We start from the raw sequence: 1,057 nt of genomic DNA, 5'->3' as shown, positions 1-1,057 counted from the left end.
TATTGAACAAAGAAGTATTAAAAGATGGAAGAGAGACTTTAAAATCAATAATTAAAATTGGAGCACCTGCAGGAATGGAAAAATTAATTATGAGATTAGGTCAACTGGTTTATAATAGTATGATTATTTCTATTGGAGTATCAGCTTATGTGGCTCATAATATTGCAGGTAATATTGAAAGTTACACTTATATTCCAGCACTTGGATTTGGTGTCGCGACGGCAACACTTGTTGGCATTACACTTGGAGAGGGAGATAGTGAAAAGTCTAAAGAAATAGTATATTTAGCCGATGTAATTACTACTATTTGTATGGTAGTAATAGGAATACTTTTATTTATATTTGCTCCACAAATAGTAACAATATTTACAAATACTAAAGAAGTTCAAATTATGGTTGTTAATGTATTGAGATTAATAGCATTATTTCAATGTTTTATAGCGATAACACAAATTTTTACAAGTGCTTTACAAGGAGCTGGAGATACTAAATTTCCTATGTATGCCACATTAATTGGAATTTGGGGTGTTAGAGTAGGGATAGGATATTTTCTAGGTGTAATAATGAATATGGGATTATTTGGGGTGTGGATAGCATATGCACTTGATATTACTGTTAGAGCATTTTTACTTATGATAAGATTTAATCATGGAAAATGGAAAAGTATAACTATATAATTAATATGAAGGGAGATGACTAATATGGAAAATAATAAAGAACATAACCACAATCATTCTCATAAAAATACAAAAGCAGTAATTAATAGACTATCTAGAGCAATTGGACATTTGGAGTCTGTTAAAAGAATGGTGGAAGAGGGAAGAGATTGTAGTGAAGTTTTAATACAGGTTTCAGCTGTAAAATCTTCTATTAATAATATAGGAAAAATAATTTTGCAAGACCACATAGAACATTGTATTGTAGATGCTGTAGAAACTGGTGATGATAAGGTACTTCAAGATTTAAATAGCGCAATAGATAAATTTATAAAATAAGGACAAGTAAAATTCTCGTCCTTATTTTATTATTTTTTCTATATATCATTTAAAAATAGTGT

The 1,057-nt window shown here is 29.1% G+C and carries 2 protein-coding genes; both read left to right on the top strand.

Annotation, left to right across the window (positions count from 1 at the left end):
* A partial coding sequence (locus NSA58_RS20525; RefSeq protein WP_257560958.1) for an MATE family efflux transporter occupies window positions 1-677 on the top strand: 677 nt, incomplete at its 5' end.
* Window positions 678-701: 24 nt separating this feature from the next.
* Entirely contained in the window at window positions 702-995 is a 294-nt protein-coding gene (locus NSA58_RS20520) for a metal-sensing transcriptional repressor (RefSeq protein ID WP_039679894.1), read from the top strand.
* Window positions 996-1,057 lie beyond the last annotated feature (62 nt).

Origin of the sequence: Terrisporobacter muris (genome assembly GCF_024621905.1) — a bacterium.
Classification (GTDB): Bacteria; Bacillota; Clostridia; order Peptostreptococcales; family Peptostreptococcaceae; genus Terrisporobacter; species Terrisporobacter muris.
This window is presented reverse-complemented; position numbering and strand designations above follow the sequence as displayed.